At 69.5% G+C, this 17,107-nt stretch carries 22 protein-coding genes; 15 read left to right on the forward strand and 7 right to left on the reverse strand.

Annotation, left to right across the window (positions count from 1 at the left end; translation table 11 throughout):
• The first annotated feature begins 19 nt into the window (after window positions 1-19).
• Both ACYQ78_RS14310 and ACYQ78_RS14315 read left to right on the forward strand, forming a co-directional pair.
• Window positions 20-334: a hypothetical protein gene (locus tag ACYQ78_RS14310; protein ID WP_459801298.1), complete on the forward strand. Its 315-nt coding sequence runs from the start codon at window positions 20-22 to the stop codon at window positions 332-334.
• Window positions 331-957 (forward strand): class F sortase, encoded by a 627-nt coding sequence (locus tag ACYQ78_RS14315; RefSeq protein ID WP_459801299.1) that lies wholly within the window; start codon window positions 331-333, stop codon window positions 955-957. Before ACYQ78_RS14310 ends, ACYQ78_RS14315 begins: the two co-directional genes overlap by 4 nt.
• Here the strand turns inward: ACYQ78_RS14315 and ACYQ78_RS14320 are convergent.
• Window positions 912-2,105, reverse strand: a complete 1,194-nt coding sequence (locus ACYQ78_RS14320; RefSeq protein WP_459801300.1) for an MFS transporter — start codon at window positions 2,103-2,105, stop codon at window positions 912-914. The genes ACYQ78_RS14315 and ACYQ78_RS14320 overlap by 46 nt on opposite strands.
• Before the next feature lie 87 nt (window positions 2,106-2,192).
• On the opposite strand from ACYQ78_RS14320, the gene ACYQ78_RS14325 reads away from it, so the two are divergent.
• On the forward strand, window positions 2,193-2,798 hold the full coding sequence (locus ACYQ78_RS14325; protein WP_459801301.1) for a CGNR zinc finger domain-containing protein: 606 nt from the start codon (window positions 2,193-2,195) through the stop codon (window positions 2,796-2,798).
• Here ACYQ78_RS14325 and ACYQ78_RS14330 read toward each other — a convergent pair.
• Window positions 2,785-3,738, reverse strand: coding sequence for a helix-turn-helix transcriptional regulator (locus ACYQ78_RS14330; protein WP_459801302.1), 954 nt, complete (start codon window positions 3,736-3,738; stop codon window positions 2,785-2,787). The two genes, ACYQ78_RS14325 and ACYQ78_RS14330, sit on opposite strands and share 14 nt — an antisense overlap.
• A 61-nt stretch (window positions 3,739-3,799) precedes the next feature.
• Between ACYQ78_RS14330 and ACYQ78_RS14335 the strand changes: the two genes are divergently transcribed.
• Window positions 3,800-4,303 carry a DinB family protein gene (locus tag ACYQ78_RS14335; protein ID WP_459801303.1) on the forward strand — a complete coding sequence of 168 codons (504 nt, stop codon included), beginning with the start codon at window positions 3,800-3,802 and terminating at the stop codon, window positions 4,301-4,303.
• On the opposite strand, the gene ACYQ78_RS14340 is transcribed toward ACYQ78_RS14335, so the two are convergent.
• Window positions 4,293-6,053, reverse strand: a complete 1,761-nt coding sequence (locus ACYQ78_RS14340; RefSeq protein ID WP_459801304.1) for a discoidin domain-containing protein — start codon at window positions 6,051-6,053, stop codon at window positions 4,293-4,295. The two genes, ACYQ78_RS14335 and ACYQ78_RS14340, sit on opposite strands and share 11 nt — an antisense overlap.
• A complete protein-coding gene (locus ACYQ78_RS14345; protein WP_459801305.1) occupies window positions 6,014-7,678 on the reverse strand; it encodes a cellulase family glycosylhydrolase in 1,665 nt (554 codons plus the stop codon). The genes ACYQ78_RS14340 and ACYQ78_RS14345 overlap by 40 nt, the downstream gene beginning before the upstream one ends.
• A 402-nt stretch (window positions 7,679-8,080) precedes the next feature.
• Between ACYQ78_RS14345 and ACYQ78_RS14350 the strand changes: the two genes are divergently transcribed.
• The 4 genes from ACYQ78_RS14350 (at window position 8,081) to ACYQ78_RS14365 (ending at window position 11,178) form a co-directional block, all read left to right on the forward strand.
• Entirely contained in the window at window positions 8,081-8,668 is a 588-nt protein-coding gene (locus ACYQ78_RS14350; RefSeq protein ID WP_459801306.1) for an SRPBCC family protein, read from the forward strand.
• A gap of 90 nt (window positions 8,669-8,758) precedes the next feature.
• Complete coding sequence (locus ACYQ78_RS14355; RefSeq protein ID WP_459801307.1) at window positions 8,759-9,499, forward strand: carbonic anhydrase; 741 nt, start codon at window positions 8,759-8,761, stop codon at window positions 9,497-9,499.
• Window positions 9,500-9,605: 106 nt separating this feature from the next.
• Window positions 9,606-10,574, forward strand: coding sequence for a 5'-nucleotidase C-terminal domain-containing protein (locus ACYQ78_RS14360; protein WP_459801308.1), 969 nt, complete (start codon window positions 9,606-9,608; stop codon window positions 10,572-10,574).
• 67 nt (window positions 10,575-10,641) lie between these two features.
• Window positions 10,642-11,178 (forward strand): DUF6461 domain-containing protein, encoded by a 537-nt coding sequence (locus ACYQ78_RS14365; RefSeq protein ID WP_459801309.1) that lies wholly within the window; start codon window positions 10,642-10,644, stop codon window positions 11,176-11,178.
• Here ACYQ78_RS14365 and ACYQ78_RS14370 read toward each other — a convergent pair.
• On the reverse strand, window positions 11,175-11,537 hold the full coding sequence (locus tag ACYQ78_RS14370) for a nuclear transport factor 2 family protein (RefSeq protein ID WP_459801310.1): 363 nt from the start codon (window positions 11,535-11,537) through the stop codon (window positions 11,175-11,177). The genes ACYQ78_RS14365 and ACYQ78_RS14370 overlap by 4 nt on opposite strands.
• A gap of 78 nt (window positions 11,538-11,615) precedes the next feature.
• On the opposite strand from ACYQ78_RS14370, the gene ACYQ78_RS14375 reads away from it, so the two are divergent.
• From ACYQ78_RS14375 to ACYQ78_RS14385, 3 genes are all read left to right on the forward strand, one after another.
• A complete protein-coding gene (locus tag ACYQ78_RS14375) occupies window positions 11,616-12,164 on the forward strand; it encodes a DUF1707 SHOCT-like domain-containing protein (protein WP_459801311.1) in 549 nt (182 codons plus the stop codon).
• 59 nt (window positions 12,165-12,223) lie between these two features.
• Window positions 12,224-13,081: a helix-turn-helix domain-containing protein gene (locus ACYQ78_RS14380; RefSeq protein ID WP_459801312.1), complete on the forward strand. Its 858-nt coding sequence runs from the start codon at window positions 12,224-12,226 to the stop codon at window positions 13,079-13,081.
• A gap of 73 nt (window positions 13,082-13,154) precedes the next feature.
• Window positions 13,155-14,069: an SMP-30/gluconolactonase/LRE family protein gene (locus tag ACYQ78_RS14385; RefSeq protein WP_459801313.1), complete on the forward strand. Its 915-nt coding sequence runs from the start codon at window positions 13,155-13,157 to the stop codon at window positions 14,067-14,069.
• Here ACYQ78_RS14385 and ACYQ78_RS14390 read toward each other — a convergent pair.
• Window positions 14,059-14,778, reverse strand: coding sequence for a TetR/AcrR family transcriptional regulator (locus ACYQ78_RS14390; protein WP_459801314.1), 720 nt, complete (start codon window positions 14,776-14,778; stop codon window positions 14,059-14,061). The two genes, ACYQ78_RS14385 and ACYQ78_RS14390, sit on opposite strands and share 11 nt — an antisense overlap.
• Window positions 14,779-14,876: 98 nt before the next feature.
• On the opposite strand from ACYQ78_RS14390, the gene ACYQ78_RS14395 reads away from it, so the two are divergent.
• Together ACYQ78_RS14395 and ACYQ78_RS14400 are read left to right on the forward strand one after the other, a co-directional pair.
• Entirely contained in the window at window positions 14,877-15,098 is a 222-nt protein-coding gene (locus tag ACYQ78_RS14395) for a hypothetical protein (RefSeq protein WP_459801315.1), read from the forward strand.
• 17 nt (window positions 15,099-15,115) lie between these two features.
• A complete protein-coding gene (locus ACYQ78_RS14400; RefSeq protein ID WP_459801316.1) occupies window positions 15,116-15,403 on the forward strand; it encodes an antibiotic biosynthesis monooxygenase family protein in 288 nt (95 codons plus the stop codon).
• 13 nt (window positions 15,404-15,416) lie between these two features.
• Here the strand turns inward: ACYQ78_RS14400 and ACYQ78_RS14405 are convergent, their stop codons facing one another.
• Entirely contained in the window at window positions 15,417-16,292 is an 876-nt protein-coding gene (locus ACYQ78_RS14405) for an oxidoreductase (protein WP_459801317.1), read from the reverse strand.
• Window positions 16,293-16,379: 87 nt separating this feature from the next.
• Between ACYQ78_RS14405 and ACYQ78_RS14410 the strand changes: the two genes are divergently transcribed.
• Together ACYQ78_RS14410 and ACYQ78_RS14415 are read left to right on the forward strand one after the other, a co-directional pair.
• Window positions 16,380-16,736, forward strand: coding sequence for a MerR family transcriptional regulator (locus ACYQ78_RS14410; RefSeq protein ID WP_459801318.1), 357 nt, complete (start codon window positions 16,380-16,382; stop codon window positions 16,734-16,736).
• A 2-nt stretch (window positions 16,737-16,738) separates the two neighbouring features.
• Window positions 16,739-17,095, forward strand: a complete 357-nt coding sequence (locus ACYQ78_RS14415) for a DUF488 domain-containing protein (protein WP_459801319.1) — start codon at window positions 16,739-16,741, stop codon at window positions 17,093-17,095.
• The last annotated feature ends 12 nt before the right edge of the window (window positions 17,096-17,107 follow it).

Raw genomic sequence — 17,107 nt, forward strand, 5'->3', positions numbered from 1 at the left:
ACCAGACCCTGGAGGATGTATGCGATTCACTCTGGCCGCCACCGGCCTCGCCATCGTGGCCACGCTCGCTTTCGCCGCCCCGGCCGCCGCTTCGCCGTCGCCGGTGCCCGAGCAGACCCGGGCCTCGGCCGAACCGGCGCCGGTGCCGTCCGAGCGGTCCCGGGCCGACGCGTCCCCCGCGCCGGTGCCGCGGCGCGGGGACAGCCGTCCGGTGCCCGATGGTGCTCCGGAGACGGGGGGCGGCATGCCGGTCGCCCTCCCGCTCGGCGGGGTCCTTCTCGTGGCGGGGGCCGCGACGGGCCTGATCGCCCTGCGGCGTCGTAGCGCGGCGTGACCCGCAGGGTCCTCGGCCTGGCGGCCGCCACCCTCACCGCGACCGGGGCCCTGCTCGCGGGCGGCACCCTCCTCACCGAGGACCCGCCGCCGCCCGCACCACCCGCGCGGGAGTCGGCCGCCCTGCCGCCGGCTCCCGCGCGGACCACGCTGACCAGGGCACGGCCTGTTCGGATCGATGTCGGGAGCATCGGCGTACACACCGAACTGATCATGCTCGGGCTCAGGCCCGACGGCACCGTGCAGGTGCCGTCGGAGCCTGAGGAGGCGGGCTGGTACGCACCCGGCTACTCCCCCGGCGAACCCGGCGGCGCGGTGATCCTCGGGCACGTCGACGGCGGCGGCCGTCGTGGCGTCTTCTACGACCTCGGCCGGATGCGGCGCGGCGACGCCATCGACGTCACCCGCGCCGACGGGCAGGTGGCCCGGTTCACGGTCAGGTCGGTGGAGCGGGTGCCGAAGAACGACTTCCCTTCAGACCGTGTGTACGGCCCCCTCGACCACCCCGGCCTGAGATTGGTGACGTGTGGAGGAGACTTCAACCCGGCCACCGGCCACTACCGCGACAACGTGATCGTCTACGCCGACCTGACGGTCTCCGACAAGTCGGTCCGCAGCGCGTAGGGCACGAACACCGCCAGCACGACGACCGAGACGACGCTCGCCAGCGCGAACACCGCGCGCACCTCCCAGAGTTCGGCCGCGACCCCGGCGAGGGCGGCGCTGACCGGGATGACGCCCCAGCTGATCATGCGGGACGCCGCGTAGATGCGGCCGAGCAGGTCGGGCGGGGAGAGGTTCTGCCGAATCGTGGCGACGAGGATGCGCCACACGCTCGACCCGGCGCCCGCCGTGATCGCCCCGGCCGCGACCGCCCAGAGGGGTGCGTCGAGCGCGATCGGCAGCACGAGCAGCACCGTCCCGACGGCGTCGGCGATGAGCAGGCGGGTCACGCCGAACCTCAGCCGGAGGCGTTCGACCACGGCCGACGCGATCAGCCCGCCGACGGCCATGCCGGTGAGGATCAGCCCGTAGTGGGCGGGGGTGAGGCCGAGGGGGCCGGGGGCGAGGGCGTACACGACGAAAAGGGCCGTGTGGATCGCCCAGGGGATGTTCATGGCGGCCGTGAAGAGGGTCAGCGTGCGCACGACCGGCTGCCCCCACAGGTGCCGGAACCCCGCGACGACCTTGGTGTTCCCGCTGCTCACCGGGGCCTGGCGCAGGACCATCAGGGCCAGGCCCGCGACGGCAAGGGCGTAGAGGCCCGCGCTCAGGCCGGTCGCCAGCACGAGGCCGACCGCGGCCAGCAGGCCCGCGAGGGGCGGGCCGACGAGCTGGTTGGTGAGGTTGATCGTCGCCTCGATGCGGGCGTTGGCCCGGTTGCGGCCCTGCTGGTCGACGACGAGCGGAATGGTCGAGGTCAGCGCGGTGTCGACCAGCGTCTCGGCCGCGCCGAGCAGGATCGCGGCGGCGAGCAGTCCGGTCAGGGACAGCGTTTCGGTGAGGAAGGCGACGCTGATCCCGGCCAGCAAGGCGGCTCGGAGCAGGTTGACTCCGGCGAGAAGCAGGCGGCGGTCGACGCGGTCGACGATCCATCCGGCGTGCAGGCCGAAGATCGGCCAGGCGAGGGTGAGCGCGGCGGTGACCGCCGCGACGCCGCCCGGTGAGGCGCCGACGCCGAGCGCGAGCAGCGGCAGGACGAACAGGGCGATGCCGTCACCGAGGTTGGCCGCGCCGGTGCCGAACCACAGGGCGTTGAACGATCGGCCCATCCGATTCTCACCTTTCAAAGGCATTTGATCGGTCATAGCGTGCAGCCTGATGTTCTTACCTGTCAATGGTGTTTTAATGGTGAGATGATGGAGGTCGAGCTGGTCGGCAACGCGTTCTGCCTGGACTTCACGAACACGGTCAACACCCGCCCGATCGCCCGCCGCGACTGGCTCGCCACTCCAGAAGAGGCCCTGACCTGGTCAGAGGCGGCAGGGCATCCGCTTGGACAAAGCGAGTCCGGCGCAGACGAAGCCCGCAACCTTCGCGATCCGGCGGAAGCAAGTACGACCCGGAGGCGCCACGATCTGGCCGATGCCCGTGAATTCCGCGAGACGGTGTTCCGGGTCTTTCAACCCTTGGCCCATGGCTCCGAGGCCCCCCAAAATGACCTTGATCGGATCGTCGAGGTCTATGGGGAGGGCGTTGCCCGGGGGCGACTCCATGGACATGACGGAAATTTCCGGCTGGAGTGGGGGCCGCCGCGGACCGTCGAAACCCTGATGTGGGAGGTGGCCGCCTCCGCGATGGAGTTGCTCACGCACGGGCCGCTCGATCGGCTCGGGGAGTGCCCCTCGTGCTTTTGGTTGTTCCTGGACGTCAGCAAGAACCGGCGCCGCCGCTGGTGCAGCATGACCACCTGCGGAAGCCGTGACAAATCACGCCGCTACTACGCGGGCATCAGGCCCGACTGAAGCGCGCACCCCATTCCCGCACCTGTTCCGCCAGCTCCGGCGGGTGCACCACCCGGAACTCCGCCCTGACGAGCCCCAGTGCCATGACCGGCCAATCGAGGGAGTTCGTCGTCATCTCCATGCGGCACCGCCCGGCGCCGATCGCCTCGACCGTGCACCATCGCCCGATCCGCTCCCGCACGGCCTCGGCCGGCGCCTCGATCACCGCCTCGACCCGATAGGGCTGCGGCGTGTTCTCCAGCCCGGCCTTCACGAAGGCGGCGGCGTCGGAGGCCGGGAGTTCCCGGGGCCTGAACCGGTCGCCGGTCTTCTCCGGACCGGTCATCCGGTCGACGCGGAAACTCCGCCAGTCGTGCCTGGTCAGGTCGTAGGCCACCAGATACCACCGGAAGCCCGTGCAGACGAGCCGATGCGGCTCGGTCAGCCGCTCGGACCCCCGGCCGTCGGCCGCCGTATACGAGAACCGGAGCTGCTCCTGGTCGCGGCAGGCCAGCGCCACCGCCGTCAGGATGTCCGGGTCGATCCCCGCCCGGGGTGAGCCGCTCCAGCCGCTCGGCACGGTCATGGTCCGCAGCGCCTCGACCCGGTGCCGCAACCGGGCCGGCATGACCTGGACGACCTTCGCCAGCGCCCGTACGGAAGATTCGGCGATGCCCTCGACGGCGCCCTGCGCGGCGGCCTGGAGCCCCACGGCCAGGGCCACCGCCTCCTCGTCGTCGATCACCAGTGGCGGCAGGGCGGCTCCGGCGGCGAGCTGGTAGCCGCCGTCGACGCCGCGTTGCGACTCGACCGGATAGCCCAGCTCACGCAGCCGGTCGACGTCGCGGCGCAGCGTGCGGACCGACACCCCGAGCCGTTCGGCCAGCTCGCCGCCGAGCCAGTAGCGCCGGGTCTGGAGCAGGGAGAGCAGCCGCAGGGTCCGGTTGCTGGTGTTCGCCATGGTTCGATTCTGGTGGTCGTACAGGACAGGAAGTGACCGCTATCGAGGCCAGACTTGAGGCATGGACGAACGCAACGACATCCTCTCGACCCTGGCCAAGCACCGGGGCTTCCTGCGCTACGCGGCCCAGAACCTGACCGACGAGCAGGCCGCCGAGCGAAGCACCGTGAGCGAGCTGTGCCTGGGCGGCCTGATCAAGCACGTCACCTCGGTCGAGCGCGGCTGGGCCGAGTTCATCGTCGAGGGCGCGAAGGCGATGGACGACTTCAGCCAGATGACCGAGGCCGACTGGCAGCGCCGGGCCGACGAGTTCCGCATGCTGCCGGGCGACACCCTCGAAGGCGTCCTGGCCGAATACGAGAAGGTCGCGCTGAAGACCGACGAGCTGGTCGCGAGCCTGCCCGACCTGGGCGCGGCCCGGGAACTGCCCAAGGCCCCGTGGAACACGGAGGAGAGCTGGACGGTCCGGCGAGTGCTGCTGCACATCATCGCCGAGACCGCCCAGCACGCCGGTCATGCCGACATCATCCGTGAAGCGATCGACGGTCAGAAAACTATGGGGTGACCGCGATGTTGGTCAGTCCCGTCACCGCGTTGGTGACGGTGTTGGAGGCGTGGACGATGTTGAGATCGCCCGCGCACTTCGAGGTCGACGTGATCCTGATCGCGTAGGCGCCCACCCCGCCCAGGTCGGAGCGGTTGCCCCGCCAGACGTTGCCGCAGCCGTTCTGGAACGACGGCGTCGTGGCGGGGTTGTGGGTCTCGTACCCGTTGACGAACGTGCCCGGCGAGCTGAACGTGCCGATGTTGTTCTCGATCAGGTAGTCGATGCCCTTGGCGTCGATCCAGGAGTCGGCCGAGTTCTGGCCGGAGATCCCCCGGCCGTTGAAGGTGTTGCCGCGGATCACTCCGCCGAACGTGCCCTCCTTGATGTCGACGTGCTCGGCGGCCACGTTCGGCCCGATGGTGTTGCCGATGACCTGCACCCGGTCGCTGCGGTCGACGCCGCCGACGTTGCCGTGGCAGGCCCAGTTCGAGTTCGCCGAGCCGATGTAGACGGCCTCGCCGTAGCCCGGCTGGACCAGCCCGGTGTTGTCGATGCGGGAGTTCTGGATCACTCCGTCCGCCGACGACCTGCGGAAGTGCACCGCTTCGTCCTCGACGTGGTGGACGTACACCCCGTCGATCGTGACGTGGTGGGAGTTGTCGAGGACGATGCCCTTCTTGGAGTCCTTCACGGTGAAACCGGTCAGCTTCCAGTAGGGCGCGTTGAACAGCCAGAGCCCGTAGCCGGAGTCCCAGCCGCTCGTGGGCGCCGGGCAGGAGGGCGCCGTCCCGGACGGCCCGTCGTTGACCAGCACGGCGCCCGCCGGGCCGGTCAGCGTGATGGGGGCCGACGCGGTGCCGGCCCGCTGGGTGAGGAACGCGCCGTGGTACTCACCGGCCGCCAGCCGGATCGTCTGCCCCGGCTGCGCGTTGCCCAGAGCGGCCACGAGCTGCGCCGACGTCGAGACGTCGACGGTCGAACCGCCGCCGCCGCTCCCGGTCTGCGCGCTGATCTGGTTGCTCGCCGCCGACCGGTTCCCGGCGGCGTCCCTGGCCCTGATCGTGTACGTGTACGAGGTCGACGCCGCCAGCCCGGTGTCGGTGTGGCCGGTCCCGGTGACGGTGGTCACCAGGGTGCCGTTCCGGTAGACCTCGTAGCCGGTCACCCCGACGTTGTCGGTCGAGGCGTTCCACGCCAGCGTGACGCTGCTGCTGGTCGTGGCCGTGCTCCGGAGGTTGCCCGGGACGCTCGGCGCGGTCGTGTCACCGCCGCCGCCGGCCGGGGATCCGTACACCTCGAACTCCCAGAGGGAGTAACCCCACACGGTGCCCCGCGCGGTGCCGTAGACCCGGACGTAGCGCCCGGTTCCGGACACGGTCAGGTCGTCGATCGCGCCGTTGCCCGTGGTCGTCGAGAAGATCGACGACCAGCCGTCGGTCCCGTTGGCCGAGACCTCGATCCGGTACGCCGACGCGAAGGCCGCCTCCCAGTTCAGTCTCACCCGGGAGATCGTGTGGGAGGAGCCGAGGTCGACCCTGATCCACTGCGGGTCGACCCCTTCGGCCGACGCCCACCGCGTGGCCGTGTTCCCGTCGAACGCCAGGCTCGCGGGCAGCGCCGCCGCCTCGATCGACGAGGCCGTGGCCGGCTTCCCCTGGGAGACCAGCGTGTCGGCCGCCCACGAGGAGGTCCCCGGCACCAGCACCGCGGCCACTACGGCCGCGACGGTCAGAAGTCGTCGGCGGTACGAATGCGGTCGCGCACCCATACACCCGCCTCCTTCAACCGAGAGGTGCCCGTGTACGGCCCGCTGGAGCAGGTCCCCGAGGTGAAGACGGCGCCCGTGCGGTTGTCGTCGGAGTAGTTCCAGTTGACCCAGCTGATCTTCTTCTGGGCCATCAGGTCGATGTACTGCTGCGACCGGCTGAAGTTGTTCGGCCCGTCACCGGAGGCCTCCTGGGTGCCGAACTCGGTCACGAACATCGGCAGCAGGTCGGCGGCGCGCGACAGCGCGTTCAGGTAGATGGTGCCGTGCGAGGCGGCGTAGAAGTGGAAGACGTACATGATGTTGGTGCCGGTGACCGGGTTGGCGCGGATCGTGTCGGTCTGGTCGCCGGGGCCGGAGACGCCGAGCGACGACCAGTCGGGGGTGCCGACCAGGATCGGGGCGTCGGGGTCGTTCGCGCGGATGGTCGGGATCAGCTGGTTGGCGTAGTTGCGGACGACCGACCAGGTGACGCCGCTGCCGTTGGGCTCGTTGGCGATCTCGTACAGGACGTTCTTCTTGGCGTTGTGGCGCTGGGTGATCTCGGTGAAGAAGGTCCGCGCCCTGGCCAGGTTGTAGTTGGGGTCACCCGGGGTGAGCATGTGCCAGTCGACGATGGCGTACATGCCACGGGCCGACGCCTGCTCGATCAGGCTGTGCACGCGGTCGGTGTAGAGACGCGGGTTGGTCTCGTAGCCGCCCTCCTGGATGTACATGGAGATGCGCAGGACGTCGGCCTTCCAGTCGGTGGCCAGGGCGTCGAGCGAGGCGGTGTTGAGACACTGGTTGTACCACTGGATGCCGTGGCTGCTCATGCCTCTGAGCTGGATCTGCTTGCCGTTCTCGTTGCAGAGCTTGGTCCCGCAGACCCGCAGCTGCCCGTTGGCCGCGACCGGCGTGCTGCCGGAGGTGCCACCCGTGGTCTGCACGGTGACCGCGGTGCTGACCGCCGACCGGTTGCCGGCGGCGTCCCGCGCCCGGACGGTGTACTGGTAGGACGTGTTCGCGGTCAGCCCCGTGTCGGTGTGGGTGGTCCCGGTGGCGGTGGCCACCTGGGTCCCGTTCCGGAGCACCTCGTAGCCGGTCACGCCGACGTTGTCGGTGGAGGCGTTCCAGGCCAGCGAGACGCTGGAGGCGTTCGCGCCGGTGGAGCGCAGGCTGCCCGGCACGCTCGGCGCGGTGGTGTCACCGCCACCCGAGGCCGGGTTGCCGTAGACCTCGAACTCCCAGAGGGAGTAACCCCACGCGGTGCCACGGGCGGTGCCGTACACCCGGATGTACCGCCCGGTGCCGCCGACGCCGAGGTCGTCGATGGCGCCGTTGCCGGTGGTCGTGGAGAAGATGGACGTCCAACTGTCCGTACCGTTGGGCGAGACCTCGACCCGGTAGGCCGACGCGTACGCCGCCTCCCAGTTCAGCCTGACCCGCGAGACCGTGTAGTTGGCGCCCAGGTCGATGCGGATCCACTGCGGGTCGACGCCTTCGGCGGAGGCCCACCGGGTGGTGGTGCTGCCGTCCACCGCCTTGCCCGCCTCGAACCCAGCGGCCTCGATCGACGACGACGTGGCCGCCTTCCCGCCGGAGATGAGCGGGGGCGGAGGGGCGGCTTTCGCGGGGGCGCTCGCCATGGACAGGATGGCGAGCGTGACTGCTACGGCAGCCGCTCCTAACGAGCGGCGACGTCTGGGGCGATCGTGCATGTGCACTCCCTGGCAAACAGCGGACTGAACAGTTAGGAAGGTTTCCTAACTTGACGGGGAGCGTAAATGACGAGTAATCCCGACGCAAGGGTCCCCTGGAATGGGAGCGCGCCCACCACGGGTCAAGATGGTTGATTATTCAACGGATTGCGGTCGAGTGGTCGCTGTCCGCTTTCTGGCACGATGTGCTCTTTATCCATGCCGATCAGGGGACATATTGGCAATCACTGACAGATGTGATCATGGGAGGTGTGTTCATGTCCTGAATGCGATAAATGTTCTGCCATGAACACGAGGCTGCTTCGTCTGTTAAGCGCTCCCCTCCTCGCCATGTCCCTGCTGCTCTCGGTCTTCGGTGCGCCGGCGCGTGCCACGACCGACCCCCTCGCGCAGGAGTGGCTGGACACTTGGAACACGTACAAGTTCACGCAGGTCGCGAACCCGCTGCCAGCCGGCCGGTCGCGCGCGTCCCAGAGCATCTCCATCACGATCAACGCGCCCCGCGCTGAAGTCTTCGCGAAGTACTCCAACTTCAACAACCACATCGGTGCGAACCCTGTGCTCCAGCAGGTCATCACCCACAGCGACAACACCGCGCTCGGCCGTCGGGCCAAGAACCTCACCGCCATCGAGGTCATCCCGGCGTCGCCGGCCCCGATCACGCTGAACACGCACGCGCGTCAGGTGCTGCACCTGGCCGACTTCTTCTACACGGTGGACTCGTGGTCGACGGGCTACATCGTCACCCACCAGAAGATCACCTTCGAGAAGGTCGGCCCGCTCAAGACCAAGGTGACCGAAAACCTCACCTTCGAGACGCCCACCGAGCTGATCGACCTCGCACTGTCCTCGGGCGTGGCCGCGCACCAGGGCATCCAGTCGGGCCTGAAGCAGCGGATCGAGAGCGGCGACCTCTAGGCCCTCCCTGATCCACCGACGGCGACCGCCACCTGGCAGCGGTCGCCGTACACCGTTTTGACCTTTCGCTGGGCTCTGCGATGAGCCCGCGTGGACAAGATCCAGGTCATGGACGGTATGGGGCGAAGGACGCTACTGGCAGGAGCCGTTTCCCTCACGCTCGGCGGCTGCGCGACGGCCGAGACGACGCTGAGGGCGGTGCCGGTGTCGACCGCGTCCCAGGCGTATCCCGACTCGCCGAAGTCGGCCTTCGACCGCCTGATGACGGGCAACCGCCGCTGGGTGACCGGCGCCCTGCAGCACCCCGACCGCGACCCGACCCGGCGCGAACTCCTGGCGGCCAAGCAGCAGCCCTACGGCGTGGTGCTCGCCTGCATCGACTCCCGCGTCCCGCCCGAGCTGGTCTTCGACACCGGCCTCGGGGACCTGTTCGTGATGCGCACCGGCGGCCAGACCACCGGCCCCGTGGTGACGGGCTCGGTCGAATACGGCCCGATGACGAGCGGGACCCCGTTGATCGTGGTGCTGGGACATCAGAGGTGCGGGGCGGTCGAGGCGGCGTACAAGGCCCTGAAGGACGGTAAGCCCCTGCCGGGGAACCTGCAGGCGATCGTCGAGGCGCTACGGCCCGCCTACGAGCAGACCGCCGCCGAGGGCAGCGCCGATCCGGTCGAGACGATGGCGAAGACCCAGGTCAAGCTGACGGCCGACGCGCTGCGCGGAAACCGCGACCTGTCGCCGCTGGTGAACGGCGGCAAGCTGGCCGTCGTCAGCGCCTACTACTCCCTGGACACGGGCAAGGTCGAGGTGCTGAACGGCGCCCCGTCCTAATCGAATTCGTGCATTCAAAAGCCGTCAATTTCCGACAGGCGCGGAATTGTCGGTCGGTGTTATTAGTCTCTGGCCCGTCCTTGTCGCATCGACAGATGGGAATACCGTGAGATTGTTCCGCAGGATCGGCGGGCTGGTGGCCGTTTTGGTGCTGGTGGCGGGTGCATTCGCGCCTGCCGCGCAGGCCGAGCCATTCGCCACGAATCCGGTGCAGAAACTCACGCTCGCCTTCGAACGCACCACCGCGTCGAAATGCCCGGTGACCTTCAACGTCTACGGCACCTTCGAAGGGCTCCCTCCGGGTCTCCAGCTCATCCGCCACCGGATCGTGGGCACCGAGCAGTGGAAGAACCTCAAGTCGCCCAGCAACCACAACGGCAGTTTCACCGCCCTGCTCGCCACGCTCAACTGGGAATACGACTTCGAGAACCCCGGCCCGTGGTCGGTCCAGGTCGAGCTCGCCCAGCCTGACGGCCTCGTGTCCAACACCCTCTACTACTTCAAGTGCGAAACGCCTGATGGGCAGGCGACTCTGGCCGAGGCGACCGAGCCCATCGTCCGCACCGCCAGTGGCGGTCCCCTGGCCGAGCTGGTCGCCGACGCCCACCTCGACGCGGTCCGGTCCCGATCGGGCGCCGACGCCGCCCTGGTCAGCCGATACGGGTTCCACCTCGACCTCGACGCGGGCCCGATCACCTTCGAGGAGGTCTACGCGACCCAGCCCGCCGGGCTGGCGATCGACGTGTGGACGGTCACCGGCGCCGCGCTGAAGACCGTGCTCGCCCATCCGAACCCGCAGGGCTGGGTGCTCACGCCGTCGTCCACGCTCCGCTACACGCTGGAGGGCGGCGCCGTCACCGAGCTCACGCTCAACGGCGTCCCGGTGGCCGACGACCAGGTGCTCAGAATCGCCGCCAATTACATTCTGGTCGGCGGCTACGAAGGTTTCCCCCGATGGGGCGGTGCCACCGGCGTCTATCGCGGCGGGCCCGACGACCGGGGAGCGCTGGCGACATATCTGGCGAAGAATTCACCGATCGATTCACCGGCCGGTGACCGGGTCACCATTCGATAGAAAGGGAATTCGGCCGCCGCTTTCGCCCGCGGCGAAGGCGGCGGCCGCATCTGTCATGATCCCTCGTATGACCGACTACTCCTGGTTCTCCTCATCCCATCTCGCGGAGGCCTTCAGCTTCATCTTCGTCCGCGGATATACGCCCGAGAAGCTCGTGACCCACCTGGGCGGCCAGGTCGGCGACTTCACCTGGATGACGTTCGACGAGTCGATCAACGACGGCGACGAGCGGTACATCGCGGTCACGGGCATCGGCGACTGGGCGCTGATCGCGCTCTACAACAGCTGGCTCGCCGCCAACGATGACTTCACCGTGCCCCTGTCGGCGGGCACCCGCGTGGTCTCCCTCTACCGCCTCGACATCAAGGATCTCGAAGACTTCCGCTGGATCGAAGACGGGGACATCCGGTTCGGCCACTGGGCCCAGGAGGGCTACTCCGAAGAGGTGCCCGCCGAACTCACCGAACTCATGAAGGAGATCGGCGACGACCACGACCTCTACCGGGGGCCCGGCCTGAGGCTGATCGAGCACCTCACCGGCGTCCGGCTCACCCCGGAGATCTTCGACGACGCCCGCTACCTCGCCGGGACGCTCCCCTCCTAGGGCTCCGCGCGACCGGCGGGGGCGGGGAAGGGGTCGGCGAAATACTGCGTCTCGTACGTCACCAGCCCGCCGACGACCTCCATCACGCTCACCGAGTGGGTGGGCACGCCGTCGTAGGTGATGACGACCTCGCTCACCCAGAGACCGCCGCCGCCGCGGATGCGCTGGAGCGAGAAGTGGCGCTCGGCCGGATGCCCGGCACGCTGCGCCTGGATGGCCGCCCGCCCCCGGAACCGCTCACCCGACTGGGGATAGTCGAGGATAGCGTCGTCGGCGTACATGTCATGCTCGGCCTCGGCGTCGCCGCGTTCGGACGCCTCCCAGTGGCCCCGGATCCGTGCCCGGACATCGTCGTCCACGACCCCAGGGCCTACCCCGTCCCCCTTAAGGATGAGTCGTTCACCCCGTAAATTGTTGACCATCGGAAAGGTGGCCGCATGGACCTGACAGCCCGAGCCTCCGACCAGGACCGGGAGGCGACCGTCAGACGCCTGCAACAGGCGTTCGCCGATGGCCGCCTGGCGTCGGCGGAGATGGAACTGCGCGTCGAGCGCGCCCTGACCGCCGTGTCCCACGGTGATCTGGTGCCGCTCACCGCCGACCTGCCCGAACGCCCCGGCGAGGCGGTGACCATCACCTCGAAGGCCGGCAAGATCACGCGCTCGGGGCAGTGGCGGGTCCCCCGGGTGCTGCGGGTCGAGTCGGTCTACGGCCATCCCTACCTCGACCTGAGCGAGGCGATGATCGAATATCCCGAGATCGTCATCGAGCTCCACCTGAAATACGGCTCGGCCAGCATCACCCTGCCGCCGGGCATGAGCGCCGACACCAACGACGTCCACTGCGAATGGGGCAGCGTCAACTCCGACGTCCCGGGCTCGCCCACACCGGGCCGGGCCCACGTGCGGGTGTCCGGCAAGCTCGGCTACGGGCGGCTCCGCATCCGCTCCCGCAGCGCGCGCAGGCTCCGCTGGTTCGGCCGCTGAGCGAGCCTCACCCCGGCAGGGTGTGGCTCGGCTCCGGCGCCGCCGCGAATACTTGAGCCATGAACACACGACGGCCGCTCGGGGAGTTCCTCCAGACGAGGCGCTCCCAGCTCCGGCCCGAAGACGTGGGGGTGCCCACCTACGGCGGCCGCCGCCGCGTCCCCGGGCTGCGCCGTGAGGAACTGGCGCTGCTGGCCGGGGTCAGCGCGTCCTACTACTCGCGGCTGGAGCAGGGCCAGTCGTCCAACGCCTCACCCGAAGTGCTCGACGCCCTGGCCCAGGCGCTCCGCCTCGACGACGCCGAACGCCGTCACCTGCACGAACTCGCCGCCGGTGGCCGCCGCAAGGCCGCTCCGCGCAGGCCCGCCCCGGAAAAGGTGAGCCGGGCGACCCATCAGCTGATCGCGGCGCTCGGCGACGTGCCCGTGGTGGTGCTCGGCCGGCGCGGCGACGTGCTGGCCTGGAACACCCTGGGTCACGCGCTGTTCGCGGGCCATCTGGCGCAGCGCCCCAACATGGCCCGCCTGGTGTTCCTCGACGCGCACACCCGTGACCTCTACGCCGACTGGCCCGCCAAGGCCAGGGGCGTGGTGGCCACGTTGCGGATGGCGTCGGGGCGTCACCCCGACGACCCGCTGCTCACCGCGCTGATCGGTGAGCTGACGGTCAAGAGCCCCGAGTTCGCCACGATGTGGGCCGATCACCGGGTCAAAACCGCAGGTGACGCCGTGTACGAAATGCGCCACCCCCTCGTCGGCACCCTGCACGTGACCCAGCAGACCCTGCGTACCGCCGATGACCAGTCGGTGGTCGTCGCCACCACCGAGGCAGGGTCGCCCTCGCGGGCCGCGATGACCCTGCTCGTCCACAGCGTGGTCACCGGACAGCCGGCCCGGCACACCCAGCCGACCGGCTGATCCCCCCTCGAAGAAGCAGGCGCTCCGACCGGAGCGCCCGATGCCGCACGCCCTCATCCAGACAGGACCAGAGATGCGCAACAGCCTGCTCGCCCTCGCGCTCGCCGCCGGAATCGGCCTGGTGGCCGCACCTCCCGCGAACGCGACGCCGTCGTCCCGGATCGCGGTGCACTTCGACATCACGAAGGGCCGCCAACCGGAGAACATCGCCCTCGCCCCCGACGGCACCGCCTACGTCACCTTCGCCTCCGCCCGCCAGGTCGCCTCGGTCAGCCCCACCGGGAAGGTCCGGATCCTGGCGACCCTCCCCGACGGCGGCACCGCCGCCCCCGTGCTCGGCTTCGCCCTCACCACCGGCATCGTCCGCACCGCCGACGGCACGCTCTATTTCCTGTACGCCAGCGGCGACGCCGCCACCACCGGCCTCTACCGCCTGAGCCCCGGCCGCGAACCCCGGCGGATCGCCGCCCTCCCGGCCAGCGGCCTGCCCAACGGCCTGGCCTACGACGAGAAGACCGAGACCTTCTACCTGACCGACTCGGTCCTCGGCACGATCTCCACCGTCCCGCTCAAGGGCGGCACCGCCCAGACCTGGTCGTCGGCCAAGGAACTCGCCGCCGCCGGCTTCCTCGGCGCCAACGGCATCAAGGTCAAGGACGGCGCGGTCTGGGCCACCAACCTCGACGCGGGCACCCTGCTCCGCATCCCGATCAAGCACGGCCGCCCCGGACCCGTGCAGGTCGAGGCCACCGGTCTGGCCGGCATCGACGACATCGCCTTCACCCGCGACGACCAGGTCATCGCGACGTTGAACGCGCCCAACAAGGTCGTCCGCATCGACGAGCGCGGCCACGCCACGACCCTGCTCACCGAAGGGCTCCAGAACCCCACCTCGGTGGCCGTACGCGGCCGCACCCTCTACGTCCTCAGCGCGGCCTACCTCACCGCCACCGACCCCAACCTGATCATCGCCCGGCTCAGCCGCTGAGAATGCGGTCGAGGTGGTAGTCGAGGACGCGCCGCACGTCGGCCCGGGTGCGGCGCCGGTGCAGCAGGTCGAGCCCGAGCCCGCTCACGCCACCGACGAGCAGATCGGCCTCCCGGGCCGCGTCGACCGAGGTCCGGGCTCCGGCCGCCGAGATCAGGGCGGCGACCAGTTCCTCCAGCGGACGGCCCGCGTGCAGGAACACCGCCGCCAGCGCGGGGTCGGTGAGGCTCCGGGCGTAGTAGGCGGTCATCACCCGCAGGCTCATGCGGCGCCGGTCGTCGAGGGGGAGCAACTCCTCGAGAGTGGCCCGCAGCAGCACGCGGGGATCCGACACGCCGGGCAGCGCGGCGATCCGCTCCTGACCTCGGCGCTCGTTCTCCTGCTGGAGCATCCGCAGGGCGCTCACCAGGAGATGGTGCTTGTCGGCGAAGTGATACTGCACCACCCGGGGTGACACCCCCGCCTCGGCCGCGATCTCGCGGACGGTGGCCATCTGCAACCCGCGCTGGGCGGCGATCCGCCAGACCGCCTCGGCGATCTGGCGCCGCCGCCCGGCCGGTTCGGGCTCGGCGGGCACCGGCACCGGCGGGTTCCGGCGGGACCGGTAGGCCTTCGCCTGGCAGGCGCGCGAGCAGTAGACCGGACGCCGCCCCCGGGTGACCGGCCGCACCGCGCCACGGCAGACTGGGCACGTCATTTCGTCACGCACGACCCCAGCCTATTCGCCTGAACATCGTGACGTATCGGCTGTTGCAGCGGCTCTCTCGATGGTGTCATTGATACGTTCGTATCACGAGGGGGCGGAAAATGAACGAGGCCTGGTATCGGCTGGCCATGCTGCTCACGCTCGTCGCGGGCGTCTGGGAGGGCCCGATAGCGATCATCTTCCGGGTCTTCACCGACAAGGACCCGAGCTGGCTCGTGGCGGCCAACTACCTGCCGGAACCGTGGTGCTATGTCGTCGCCGTCGCGGCGGCGGTGGTCGCGTTCGTGGTGATCGCCGTGCTGGACACCGTCCACAAGAAGTAGCTTCATATATTGGCGCTATGGCGAAGACAGTAGAGATCACCAGATTCCGCGTCGCCCCGGAGCGCACGGCCGACCTCCTGGCCGCCCGCAAAGGGATGATCGCCGACTTCGAGGCCGACCGTGAGGGCTTCCTGGGCGCGAAACTCGTCGAGCTGCCCGGCGGCGAATGGCTCGACATCGTCGAGTGGCGTTCCCCGGCCGACTTCGCGGCCTCCCGCGCCAAGGGCGGAAACCTGCCGGGGATCCAGGCCTTCTTCGCCGCGATCGGCGAACTCGTCTCGTCGGAAGAGGGCACCCTGCACTGAGACTGCACTGAGGTCACCAGCGGATGCCGGTCAGCTCCTCCGAACGCTCCCAGAGCCGCCGCCCGAGCTCGGGATCCCTGGCCGCCGCCGACAGCTCGACGACCTGGGGATACCCTGACCGTCCACCCTTGCCATCGGGCCCGATGTACGAGCCGGAGGCGAGGCCGGGCTCGGTCGCCGCGTAGAGCTGGGGTAGCGCCCCCATCTCCTGGCTCTGCGCGAGCAGGGCGCCGGAGACCCGCATGAAGACCCCGGTCAGCCCGGTGCCCTTCCGCTGCATCGGCGTGTTGCTGTAGCCCGGATGCGCGACCACGCTCGTGATCCCGGGGTCCCGCCGGGCGAGTTCGACCCCGAAGGCGGCGTTGGCCAGCTTCGACGCCGCATAGGCGGCCAGAGGTGTGTACCTGCGGGTCCACGCGACGTCGTCCAGCCGAAGTTCGCCTTTCTCGTGCAGGTACGACGTCACCGTCACCACCCGCGGCGCCGGCGACCGCCGCAGCGCGGGCGCCAGCAGCGCCGTGAGCGCGAAGTGCCCGAGGTGGTTGGCGGCGAGATGCCGCTCCGCGCCCAGCTCGGTCACCGCGTGACCGACCATCGAGATCCCCGCGTTGTTGACCAGCACGTCGACCTCGTCGATCTCCTTCGCCACCCGGCGGATCGAGTCGAGCTTCAGCAGATCGACCTGCCGCACCTCGACATCGCCCCCGCTTCTTCGAAGCTCTCTCGCGACTTCCTCCCCTCGCCTTGGGTCACGCACGGCGAGCAGCACCCGGGCGCCGTGCGCCGCCAGCTCGCGCGCCGTCACCAGCCCGAGCCCGCTCGTCGCCCCCGTCACGACGAAGGTACGACCCTTCTGATCGGCCATCTTTTCCACGTTCCACCTGGTCATCTCGTTGCTCTCCTTCTCGTTCCAGCAGGTCGGACGCGGAAAAGCTAAACCTTTCCATTAATGTGAAGGTCAAGCGAAGGAGAGCTGATGAAGATCGGAGACCTGGCGGCCAAGACCGGCGTCCCGCCCAGGCTGCTGCGCTACTACGAAGAGGTCGGCATCCTGCACCCCTTCCGGAGCGCCAACGGCTACCGCACCTACGGCGAACCGGCAATCGACCGCGTTCTGCAGATCCGCGAACTCCTCGACGCCGGTTTCACCACCGACATGATCCGCGAGATCCTCCCCTGCCTCGGCTCCCCGACCCCCGAGACGTGCACGGCCAACATCGACATCGGCGCCCTCCAGCGGCAGCTCGGCGGCATCGAAAAGCGCATCGACGTGCTCCAGCGCAACCGCAACGCCATCAAGACCTACCTGGAAGCCTGCGGCGTAGTGTCGTAGACATGAGCGAAACCGAGGTTCGGGTCCGCCGGGTCTACGAGGAGCCGTCCCCCGACGACGGCACCCGCGTACTGGTCGACCGGCTCTGGCCACGGGGCCTGGCCAAGGCCAAGGCGGGCCTCGACGAGTGGTGCAAGGAGATCGCCCCGTCACCGGAACTCCGCGACTGGTACCACCACGACCCCGACCGCTACGCCGAGTTCTGCCGCCGCTATCAGAGCGAACTGGAGGAGCCGGAGCGGGCCACGGCCCTGGCCCATCTGCGCGAACTCGCAGGCGAGGGCGTCCTGACGCTGCTCACCGCGACCAAGAAGGCCAACTTGAGCGAGGCGGCCGTCCTGGCTGACATCCTGCGTTAGTGCATGACCTGG

The organism is Herbidospora sp. RD11066 (assembly GCF_054661255.1).

What these genes read in the sequence shown, in the direction of transcription:
- ACYQ78_RS14310 (WP_459801298.1), top strand. Translation starts at nt 20, where the DNA reads ATGCGATTCACTCTGGCCGCCACCGGCCTCGCCATCGTGGCCACGCTC.
- ACYQ78_RS14320 (WP_459801300.1), bottom strand. Translation starts at nt 2,105, where the DNA reads ATGGGCCGATCGTTCAACGCCCTGTGGTTCGGCACCGGCGCGGCCAAC.
- ACYQ78_RS14325 (WP_459801301.1), top strand. Translation starts at nt 2,193, where the DNA reads ATGGAGGTCGAGCTGGTCGGCAACGCGTTCTGCCTGGACTTCACGAAC.
- ACYQ78_RS14330 (WP_459801302.1), bottom strand. Translation starts at nt 3,738, where the DNA reads ATGGCGAACACCAGCAACCGGACCCTGCGGCTGCTCTCCCTGCTCCAG.
- ACYQ78_RS14335 (WP_459801303.1), top strand. Translation starts at nt 3,800, where the DNA reads ATGGACGAACGCAACGACATCCTCTCGACCCTGGCCAAGCACCGGGGC.
- ACYQ78_RS14340 (WP_459801304.1), bottom strand. Translation starts at nt 6,053, where the DNA reads ATGGGTGCGCGACCGCATTCGTACCGCCGACGACTTCTGACCGTCGCG.
- ACYQ78_RS14345 (WP_459801305.1), bottom strand. Translation starts at nt 7,678, where the DNA reads ATGGCGAGCGCCCCCGCGAAAGCCGCCCCTCCGCCCCCGCTCATCTCC.
- ACYQ78_RS14350 (WP_459801306.1), top strand. Translation starts at nt 8,081, where the DNA reads ATGTCCCTGCTGCTCTCGGTCTTCGGTGCGCCGGCGCGTGCCACGACC.
- ACYQ78_RS14365 (WP_459801309.1), top strand. Translation starts at nt 10,642, where the DNA reads ATGACCGACTACTCCTGGTTCTCCTCATCCCATCTCGCGGAGGCCTTC.
- ACYQ78_RS14375 (WP_459801311.1), top strand. Translation starts at nt 11,616, where the DNA reads ATGGACCTGACAGCCCGAGCCTCCGACCAGGACCGGGAGGCGACCGTC.
- ACYQ78_RS14380 (WP_459801312.1), top strand. Translation starts at nt 12,224, where the DNA reads ATGAACACACGACGGCCGCTCGGGGAGTTCCTCCAGACGAGGCGCTCC.
- ACYQ78_RS14385 (WP_459801313.1), top strand. Translation starts at nt 13,155, where the DNA reads ATGCGCAACAGCCTGCTCGCCCTCGCGCTCGCCGCCGGAATCGGCCTG.
- ACYQ78_RS14395 (WP_459801315.1), top strand. Translation starts at nt 14,877, where the DNA reads ATGAACGAGGCCTGGTATCGGCTGGCCATGCTGCTCACGCTCGTCGCG.
- ACYQ78_RS14400 (WP_459801316.1), top strand. Translation starts at nt 15,116, where the DNA reads ATGGCGAAGACAGTAGAGATCACCAGATTCCGCGTCGCCCCGGAGCGC.
- ACYQ78_RS14405 (WP_459801317.1), bottom strand. Translation starts at nt 16,292, where the DNA reads ATGACCAGGTGGAACGTGGAAAAGATGGCCGATCAGAAGGGTCGTACC.
- ACYQ78_RS14410 (WP_459801318.1), top strand. Translation starts at nt 16,380, where the DNA reads ATGAAGATCGGAGACCTGGCGGCCAAGACCGGCGTCCCGCCCAGGCTG.
- ACYQ78_RS14415 (WP_459801319.1), top strand. Translation starts at nt 16,739, where the DNA reads ATGAGCGAAACCGAGGTTCGGGTCCGCCGGGTCTACGAGGAGCCGTCC.